General features: G+C 57.5%; 7 protein-coding genes. 3 read left to right on the top strand and 4 right to left on the bottom strand.

Annotated elements, in window-relative coordinates; translation table 11 throughout:
• Window positions 1–1,042: beta-galactosidase (locus tag WA354_RS06375; RefSeq protein WP_472812169.1), on the bottom strand; the 1,042-nt coding region annotated here is incomplete at its 3' end.
• A 112-nt stretch (window positions 1,043–1,154) separates the two neighbouring features.
• On the opposite strand from WA354_RS06375, the gene murA reads away from it, so the two are divergent.
• The gene (gene murA, locus WA354_RS06370) at window positions 1,155–2,432 is read left to right on the top strand and encodes a UDP-N-acetylglucosamine 1-carboxyvinyltransferase (RefSeq protein ID WP_472812168.1); all 1,278 of its coding nucleotides are present in this window, start codon (window positions 1,155–1,157) and stop codon (window positions 2,430–2,432) included.
• Window positions 2,433–2,676: 244 nt separating this feature from the next.
• Window positions 2,677–3,324 (top strand): hypothetical protein, encoded by a 648-nt coding sequence (locus WA354_RS06365; RefSeq protein ID WP_472812167.1) that lies wholly within the window; start codon window positions 2,677–2,679, stop codon window positions 3,322–3,324.
• Window positions 3,325–3,365: 41 nt separating this feature from the next.
• Here WA354_RS06365 and WA354_RS06360 read toward each other — a convergent pair whose 3' ends face one another.
• Complete coding sequence (locus WA354_RS06360) at window positions 3,366–3,809, bottom strand: hypothetical protein (protein WP_472812170.1); 444 nt, start codon at window positions 3,807–3,809, stop codon at window positions 3,366–3,368.
• A 174-nt stretch (window positions 3,810–3,983) separates the two neighbouring features.
• Here WA354_RS06360 and WA354_RS06355 point away from each other — a divergent pair, with 174 nt between their 5' ends.
• Complete coding sequence (locus WA354_RS06355; RefSeq protein ID WP_472812166.1) at window positions 3,984–5,336, top strand: diguanylate cyclase domain-containing protein; 1,353 nt, start codon at window positions 3,984–3,986, stop codon at window positions 5,334–5,336.
• Window positions 5,337–5,495: 159 nt separating this feature from the next.
• On the opposite strand, the gene WA354_RS06350 is transcribed toward WA354_RS06355, so the two are convergent.
• Both WA354_RS06350 and WA354_RS06345 read right to left on the bottom strand, forming a co-directional pair.
• On the bottom strand, window positions 5,496–6,461 hold the full coding sequence (locus tag WA354_RS06350) for a neuromedin U (protein WP_472812165.1): 966 nt from the start codon (window positions 6,459–6,461) through the stop codon (window positions 5,496–5,498).
• Between the two features lie 179 nt (window positions 6,462–6,640).
• Window positions 6,641–7,984: polyribonucleotide nucleotidyltransferase (locus WA354_RS06345; RefSeq protein ID WP_472812164.1), on the bottom strand; the 1,344-nt coding region annotated here is incomplete at its 5' end.

Below are 7,984 nucleotides of genomic sequence, written 5' to 3'. Positions count from 1 at the left end.
TCTTCTGCCCATATAGCCCAATCACTTTCAAGTATTTCGCGTACTCGGGCATGTAGATGTCAGGCGCAATCGCATCAATCGATGGCGCCGCAATCTTCCATAGACCGATGTTGTTGTCGGTTGGCGCGCCGGATTCATAACTCGGTGCCCTGCCCGGATTCATCGGATCGCGCAGTGCCGCGTTCACGTACAACGGCAATCCATACTCAGCCTTCCCCGCCGCAGCCATCTGCTCAATGAAGACTGCCGTATACCAGGCTTCGAAGGTCTCATCGGCATCGTCGCCGAAGACCGCTTTCCACGATCCCGGCTGTTTGCCCAGCCCCTTCACCAGCTTTTCTGGAACCGGCCCCGCGAACGCCTTTTGTGCCGCGGGTCCGTAATCCCGCACCCCACCCCACACCCCGGCCTCGTTCTCCACCTGCACCATCAGCACAGTGCGCTGCGCATCAGTCTGTTTCAAATGCCGCATGAGGGCACGGAAGGCGCTTTTGTCCGCTTGCAGAAACGCATCTGAAAACGGCGACGGAGAATCCACGGTCTCGCCCTTTTCATTCCTGAGAAATGGATACTTCTCCTGGTCGAGTTTGATCCACTCCGGCGTGTAATGCGAACTGCCGTTCTTCCATGTGCCAAACCACAGCAGCACAAGATTCAAATGATGCTCCCTTGCCTGCTTCAGGACGAGATCAACCACACTGAAGTCGAACTTGCCCTGCGTCGGCTCCAACTGCTCCCAATAGACAGGCAGTTCCACCGTGTTCGCATGCAACGTTTCAGCCGCCGGCCAAACCTTGTCCAGATACGCCGGCCACGCGCTCGAGTTATTCGCCTGCACCCCCAGCATCAGGTACGGTTCTCCATCCACCATCAGCGCATAGTGCCCGTTCTTTTGCACGATCGCAGGAATAGGCTGTGCCGCATTCGCCGAATCACGTGAGGCCTCTTGTCCAATCAGCAATGGCGTGCATGCAAACGTTTCCAAACAGATCAAGACGGCCGCCAGTACTATCATTGCCGGTCGCACAGTTGTACTATTCATTTTCCGGACCCTCGAAAACTCAACGCTGAAGTCACGCCAAGTATATCCTTCGCCAACCGCTCCATCGTCTCGCACGATTACACTGAAAACACACGGAGCAACCCACAACTTCATGGATAAATTTGTCATACGCGGCGGAAATCCTCTTGTAGGAACGGTACGCATATCGGGCGCGAAGAACTCCGCTCTCCCCTGCATGGCCGCTGCCATCCTCACGGAAGAAGAAGTCACACTCGAAAACATTCCCCAGGTGCGCGACATTGAAACAGAACGCAAGCTTCTGGTCGCCATGGGCGCAGAAGTCGAGCTTGGCACAGGCACCGCTGACCACCGCACGCGCATCAACTTCCGCACACTCTCAAGCCCCGAGGCGAAATACGAGATCGTCAAAACCATGCGTGCCAGTTCCCTGGTGCTAGGGCCTCTGGTCGCACGCGCAGGAATGGCGCGCGTGGCTATGCCCGGCGGCTGCGCAATCGGTGGGCGCCCGATTGATCTGCACATCAAAGGGCTTGAAAAAATGGGCGCCACCATCGTCCAGGAGCATGGTTACCTGGAAGCCCGCGCCGAGAAGCTTAAAGGCGCTCACATCGTGTTCGACAAAATAACCGTAACTGGAACGGAAGATCTCCTGATGGCGGCTGTGCTTGCGGAGGGTGAAACCCTGATGGAGAACTGCGCGCGCGAACCCGAGGTCGCCGATCTTGCCGCCCTCCTCACCGCCATGGGCGCAAAGATTGAAGGCGCCGGTACATCCACAATGCGCGTGCAGGGCGTCACCAGTCTCAAGGGCGCGCATTACCGTATCAATCCCGACCGAATCGAAGCTGGAACCTTCCTCATCGCCGGAGCGATCACCGGCGGAGACCTCACCGTAGCTGACTGCAACCCAGCGCATCTCGGCGCACTCATCTCAAAGCTCGAAGAGGCCGGAACAAAGGTCGAGATCCTCACCACCGATTCCGTTCGAGTCCGCAGCGACGGCAAGCTGCACGCAGCCGACATCTCCACAGAAGAATACCCCGGTTTCCCCACCGACATGCAGGCGCAGTATATGGCGCTTACAACCCAGGCCGAAGGCGTCAGCCAGATAACTGAAAACATCTTCGAGAACCGCTTCATGCACGTGCAGGAACTCGTCCGCATGGGCGCCAACATCAAGGTCGACGGCCGCACCGCCACTGTCCGCGGTCCCGCACCGCTTTCCGCCGCGGCTGTGATGTGTTCTGACCTCCGCGCGTCCGCATCCCTTGTTCTCGCAGCCCTCGTCGCAGATGGCGAGTCCATCCTCGATCGCGTTTACCACATGGACCGCGGCTACGAACGCATCGAACAAAAGCTCGAAAGCGTAGGCGCCCAGATCCGTCGCATGGGCAACGTCTTCAGCTGAGTCCACTTCCAACGACGAATTCAGATCCAGTCTCTGGCAGTTCGCGGATTAAAACCGGAAGTGCCATTCTGAGAGAACGGGGCCCCGAACGTACCAGGGGCCCCAGAGAGCGATAGCTCTTTGGGGTAGGTTCGGGGGTGGTGAGCGAAGAATCTGCTTCTCTGGATCCTCAGACCAATGCCTTCCATTCGCCTGCAAATTGCCGCTTCGGGAACTATTCTCGCGCAATTACGTAGGTAGCATCATGAGATTCGTCTGTGCCGTCGCAGGCGCGGCCTTATTTGCCTGTAATCTTGCCGGGCTCGCAGAGACAAAAGTCCCATGTGATCAGACGCTCACAGCCCCGCTCCGCTCCAGCGCGCTTCTCACAATCGACTCGCGACCAGCAGGTCTCGAAATTGTTGGAACCGATCAAGAGACGATCCACATCACGTGTCACGGCGGCGACAACCAGGACGCGGCTCCCCACATCCTCCTTCAATTCTCTCCAAACTCAGACGGTGGCAAACTGACAATCGAGGGGAGCCATGTGAGGCACGACAATAACCTTCAGGTCAGAGTCGAGGTTCCGTGGAAAACGAACCTGCGAGTGTACATGCCTGCGGGTGAGGTGAAAGTGGAGGAGATCAAGGGCGACAAGGATATCGATCTCTATGCAGGCCAGATTACGGTCTCTTCTGCGCACGAATGGAATTACCGCAGCGTCAATGCATCGGTGGCAATCGGGGAAGTGAGAGCGCCGATGTACAACGCTGACAAGGGTGGCTTCTTCCGCAGCATCACGAATACTGCATCAGACGGCGAATATCGATTGCATGCACATGTCACGACAGGCGAGATTGACCTGGTGGGCAGGAAATCACACCCCGACGGAGCCCGCGGGCCCGAGTGACCTGACAAGTAATCCAGAGTGCTGGCCTTGTTCCAGATTCACTACCGCCAGCTAACTGCCAGGTGCCACCGCAGCTTGTGCATGCGTGCCTTCTCCAACACGCGCTCGTATTCCCGCAACTCGCCGAGAACCGGCATCGTTTCAGACCCAAACGAAACCGGCGCCTCCACCAGAAAACGAATCAGCGCACGAATGGTCGCAAGTCCGTCCACTGGATCAAACCACTGCGGCTCGGGCAAATTGAGCGCCCATTCCGGATCACCGGCGCCCTGGTCTAGCAGCAGGCACATCGAATTCTCATCGGCAGAGAAGAATTGCAACAGGGGCGCAACGTGTAGCGCTTCCGCCAGTCGCTCCAGGGCATCTTCGTTCCTGGCCAGTGCATTGCCGTTCACGAAGATGTCGAAACCTGGGTCTTCCCCTTCCACGACGATGTAGAGGCTGGTCGCCATCGTTTTCAGCATAGTGGAGGGAATGTGATGCACTTCACTCAAATTCCATCCGGTAACCCAAAGGATCAATGGTTTGCGCCCGAACGCAAGGTTACGCAAGTTTCAATTGAACCCCCAGCGTCATACAACAAAAGGGTAATAACCATGAATCCTAAATGAAAGCGCGACTAAACTGAGGAAGGGCGGTTTCGAATCGAGGGAATCGTTGTGGATTGGAGTAAGCTCCCAGACCTGGCTGCGGTTGCTGTGCTTACGTGCGCTTTCGCGTCCGTGGCACGACGTGGCCAAACCACGGCCTCGCGCCTCTGGTTGACCGGCTGGGTTCTGATTGCGCTCCACTTCGCCGCATTTATCTTCGTGCAGGCGCCCGGCATCTGGGGCTTTCTCGCTCTCGAGATAGGAATGGTGTCTCTCGCCGCTGCGGGTGTGCTCTTTATGTGGGCTTCGGTTCCTTATCGCACCGAACGTTCCAGCCGCTGGATGTTGATCTCTGTTCTCTCCACGAACGTCCTCTACCTCGTCCTCATCGGATTTGATCGAACGCCTGCTTGGGCCCTCAATTCTGCCGCCATTTTCTTCGGCGCGGCGCCCATGACTATCGCCCTGACCGCACGGCGCGATTTCACCCACCTGCTGCGCTGGCTGCTCGTCGGCATCTACAGCGTGCTCGCCGTATTTCTGCTGGCCGTGCAGAACCGGCCCGTCACCGGACCCATGTTCGCTTCCAACGCGGTGCTTTTCACGGTCTACTTTAGTTGCTGCCTTCATGTCTGGTACAGCTACCGGGGACGCGGAAGCGCGGGCTCTCTGATCACGGTCGCTGGCTTTCTCGGCTGGGCCGCCGTTTTCGTTTTGTCACCACTCGCCACCGTGTTTGTGCCCCATCCGCAAATCGAGAGCGAGGTCTGGAATCTTCCCAAATACGTAGTAGCCGTCGGCATGATTCTGCTCCTGCTTGAGGATCAGATCGAACACAACAAATACCTGGCGCTTCACGACGAATTGACGGGGCTACCCAACCGCCGCCTGTTCCTCGACAGGCTGGCCATCTCGCTCGAGCGCGCCCGGCGTATGGAATCAAAGGCTGCCCTGCTGGTTATCGATCTCAACCACTTCAAGCAGGTCAACGACACCCTGGGGCACCACGCAGGCGATCTCCTGCTCCAGAGAGTCAGCACGATTTTCCAGAGCCGCGTGCGCCGCTCCGATACGGTGGCGCGCACTGGTGGCGACGAGTTCTCGCTCATCCTCGAAGAGCCAACCAATCGCTCCAATGCGAGGCTCGTTGCGACTTCGCTGATGGAAATGCTCGACCAGCCGCTGCAAGTGGGGCAACACACGTTGAAGGTCGGAGCCAGCATTGGCGTGGCCGTGTTCCCCGATGATGCAGCCGATCTTGAAGGCCTCTGTATCGCCGCTGACTTGCGTATGTACGACGACAAAAACGTCTCGCGCGAAACCAGCGCCGAACGACTCCCGGTAAAGTCGGAACCCTTGCCGGAGTTTCACAGCAAAGAGAATGAAGGCTTCAAGATGATTGCAAACGCGCCCAAGCTCTAGCTCAGACTCTATTTCATCCCTTTATTCTGCCGTTCATCCAACACACCACTCATTCGCGCCAGCTGGCTGCGCCACATCGTCGTGTCCAGAATTCCGTTCCCTGTCTCATTCTCTCCGGCGAAGTGGTCTGTACTCATCGCACTCGTCCGCAACACTCAGCTACTTCTTCTGCGCCGGTGGTGGTGGCGTCTCATTCAGTTCTTTCAGTTTTTGTTCCATCATCATCTTCTGCTGATCCTTCGTCAGCTTGGGAAACAGCAATGCGAAGGATGCCCGGACCCCCCAGGTCGAACCTTGAGAAGGATATGCAGCGTTGCCATAAGCCTGAACACTGATATTTACCGGCTGAAACCCCAGTTTCATGATTCTTCCAACGCCGCCGCCGAACGGCACAGTCCACACACTTCCGCTAGCTGCATTCCAGTTAGCGGTGACGATCGGTTGCGAGGTCAGGTACCAGCCCTTTTTCATGTTGTAGTTGATGAAGTATTGCAGCAGCATCTGATTGACGTCTGTACGGCTGCCACTACCGGCGATCGACCAGATGTTGTTGACGAGTACGCCCAGCACGAAACTTCTGGGCATCGCCAGAGCGACGACATTCGGTCCAACAGCAAGCTTCCCCTGTCCTGTGTACTGGCTCGTCGCAGTCGGAATTTGAAAGATCGGACCTGCACCCCAAATCAACTTGTGTGGTTTGCTCGGAGAGAGTAAGAAGGTGGGCTGCATGTCGCCCAGGCCGGAAACGCCAACCTGGGGTGCGGGGGAGTACGCGGGAAGAGGCTGGTAAATGATCGGAGTAATCCATCGTATGATCAGGTTCCAGTTCTCGCTGGCTTTCAGCGGAATTACGGGTTGAATGTTCAAGACGCTCTGCGTGCGGTATCCCGGTTCGATCCCGGTGTTGAAGTTGTCTTGAATCGGAACGCTGATGAGGCTTGCCACTGGATTCTGCGCGGCTTTTCTGAGCGCATCAGAATTTGCCGCAGCGGCCGGCGTCTCCTGCGTCGCAACCTGTGTCCCCTCCGGATTGACCGGCGTATCCTGCGCGACAAGAGGCATCACTAAAGCCAGCAATGATGCCAGTATCCCCAGACAACACAACTCCCGCTTCGAGCACTGCATAAAGATTGATCCCTCTTCTCAAGTGTTGAATCTATCGGCGATATATCGCCAAATCTACTGTCAGTACTTACAGGTCGGTCGAAGATGAGCTGCATCGCTATTTGAATCGAAACATAAAAATGCCCGAGCCATAAGGCTCGGGCATTTTGTCCTGCGAGTGCTTTGGCTAGCGAGCCGAATTAACGGCCGCCACCGCCACCCTGTCCACCTCGTCCACCACGACGGCGACGGCGACGGCGATTGTTGTCCTTCGCACCACCTGCACCGACAGCTCCAGCTGGCCGGGGCGCTCCACCTGCAACCTGGCCAACTGGCACTGGGGTGCCATCAGCGCGATTGAAGTTTGGCTCGTTCTCCTCGTCGATCTCCTCGCCCTCTTCGTCGTCATCGTCGAAGTCTTCCCCGCCCTCAATCAGAATCGTGCTCTGATTGGTGCGCGGCTGACGTTCGTCGAATTCATGGCGAGGACGCGCCGGTGCCGCTGGCGCTGCTTCCGCCCCACCATCATCGACCGGCTCCGGAGCTTCGGCAACTGGAGCCGATTGCGCCAGCTTCGCCTTCTGCTCGCGGATGAGCGCCTTGCGGCTAAGCTTAATGCGATTGCCTTCAATGGCGAGAACCTTCACCATCACCTGATCGCCCTCGCGTAGCTCGTCCTTTACTTCCTTCACGCGATGCTCTGCGATTTCCGAAATGTGAAGCAACCCGTCAGTGCCCGGGAAAAGCTCCACAAACGCGCCGAACTCCGCGAGACGAACAACCTTGCCGAGATAGACCTTGCCAATCTCCGGCACAGCCGTGATGTTGCCAATGATCTCGAGCGCCTTCTTCAGACCCTCGGCATCGCTTGAGGCAACGCTGACCTTGCCTGTGTCGTCCACGTCGATCTTCGCACCAGTCTGCTCGATGATGCCGCGGATAGTTGCCCCGCCCTTGCCGATCAGGTCGCGAATCTTGTCCGTCGGAATCATCACGGTCTCGATACGCGGTGCATACGCTGAGCGCTCCGTGCGAGGCCCGTCAAGCACGGCGTCCATCTTATCCAAAAGGAAAAGGCGCCCACGGCGCGCCTGCTCCATCGCCTGCTGCAGGATCTCGCGAGTCAAACCGCCGATCTTGATGTCCATCTGAAGGGCGGTAATTCCCTTCCGCGTTCCGGCAACTTTGAAGTCCATATCGCCGTAGTGATCTTCTGCTCCGGCAATATCCGTGAGGATGGCGTAATCATCGCCTTCCTTCACCAGGCCCATCGCCACGCCGGCCACTGAACCCTTCAATGCAATGCCTGAGTCGTACAAGGCAAGACTCGCCCCGCAAACTGACGCCATCGACGAAGAACCGTTGGACTCGAGAATGTCAGACACAATGCGGATGCTATAGGGCGACTCATCCGCGCTCGGCAGAACCGCAGAGATAGCGCGCTCCGCCAGTGCACCGTGGCCGATCTCACGACGACCCGTGCCCGTCATACGTCCTGTTTCACCAACAGAGAACGGCGGGAAGTTGTAGTGAAGCATGAAGTT

Origin of the sequence: Occallatibacter sp. (assembly GCF_049802275.1) — a bacterium.
GTDB lineage: Bacteria > Acidobacteriota > Terriglobia > Terriglobales > Acidobacteriaceae > Telmatobacter.
This window is presented reverse-complemented; position numbering and strand designations above follow the sequence as displayed.